The 1,596-nt window shown below is 54.1% G+C and carries 1 rRNA gene; it reads left to right on the top strand.

The features are described from left to right. The first annotated feature begins 51 nt into the window (after positions 1 to 51). Positions 52 to 1,593 (top strand): 16S ribosomal RNA (locus ACLJTG_RS23620). Positions 1,594 to 1,596 lie beyond the last annotated feature (3 nt).

The following is a 1,596-nucleotide window of genomic DNA, read 5'->3' as shown; positions in this document are numbered from 1 at the left end:
GAGTGAACACGTAATTCATTACGAAGTTTAATTCACGAGCATCAAACTTTTAAATTGAAGAGTTTGATCATGGCTCAGATTGAACGCTGGCGGCAGGCCTAACACATGCAAGTCGAACGGTAACAGGAAGCAGCTTGCTGCTTCGCTGACGAGTGGCGGACGGGTGAGTAATGTCTGGGAAACTGCCTGATGGAGGGGGATAACTACTGGAAACGGTGGCTAATACCGCATAACGTCGCAAGACCAAAGAGGGGGACCTTCGGGCCTCTTGCCATCAGATGTGCCCAGATGGGATTAGCTAGTTGGTGAGGTAACGGCTCACCAAGGCGACGATCCCTAGCTGGTCTGAGAGGATGACCAGCCACACTGGAACTGAGACACGGTCCAGACTCCTACGGGAGGCAGCAGTGGGGAATATTGCACAATGGGCGCAAGCCTGATGCAGCCATGCCGCGTGTATGAAGAAGGCCTTCGGGTTGTAAAGTACTTTCAGCGGGGAGGAAGGTGTTGTGGTTAATAACCGCAGCAATTGACGTTACCCGCAGAAGAAGCACCGGCTAACTCCGTGCCAGCAGCCGCGGTAATACGGAGGGTGCAAGCGTTAATCGGAATTACTGGGCGTAAAGCGCACGCAGGCGGTCTGTCAAGTCGGATGTGAAATCCCCGGGCTCAACCTGGGAACTGCATTCGAAACTGGCAGGCTTGAGTCTTGTAGAGGGGGGTAGAATTCCAGGTGTAGCGGTGAAATGCGTAGAGATCTGGAGGAATACCGGTGGCGAAGGCGGCCCCCTGGACAAAGACTGACGCTCAGGTGCGAAAGCGTGGGGAGCAAACAGGATTAGATACCCTGGTAGTCCACGCCGTAAACGATGTCTACTTGGAGGTTGTGCCCTTGAGGCGTGGCTTCCGGAGCTAACGCGTTAAGTAGACCGCCTGGGGAGTACGGCCGCAAGGTTAAAACTCAAATGAATTGACGGGGGCCCGCACAAGCGGTGGAGCATGTGGTTTAATTCGATGCAACGCGAAGAACCTTACCTGGTCTTGACATCCACAGAACTTTCCAGAGATGGACTGGTGCCTTCGGGAACTGTGAGACAGGTGCTGCATGGCTGTCGTCAGCTCGTGTTGTGAAATGTTGGGTTAAGTCCCGCAACGAGCGCAACCCTTATCCTTTGTTGCCAGCGGTCCGGCCGGGAACTCAAAGGAGACTGCCAGTGATAAACTGGAGGAAGGTGGGGATGACGTCAAGTCATCATGGCCCTTACGACCAGGGCTACACACGTGCTACAATGGCGCATACAAAGAGAAGCGACCTCGCGAGAGCAAGCGGACCTCATAAAGTGCGTCGTAGTCCGGATTGGAGTCTGCAACTCGACTCCATGAAGTCGGAATCGCTAGTAATCGTGGATCAGAATGCCACGGTGAATACGTTCCCGGGCCTTGTACACACCGCCCGTCACACCATGGGAGTGGGTTGCAAAAGAAGTAGGTAGCTTAACCTTCGGGAGGGCGCTTACCACTTTGTGATTCATGACTGGGGTGAAGTCGTAACAAGGTAACCGTAGGGGAACCTGCGGTTGGATCACCTCCTTACCT

Origin of the sequence: Salmonella sp. SAL00672 (genome assembly GCF_046552175.1) — a bacterium.
Taxonomy (GTDB): Bacteria; Pseudomonadota; Gammaproteobacteria; order Enterobacterales; family Enterobacteriaceae; genus Salmonella; species Salmonella enterica.
This window is presented reverse-complemented; position numbering and strand designations above follow the sequence as displayed.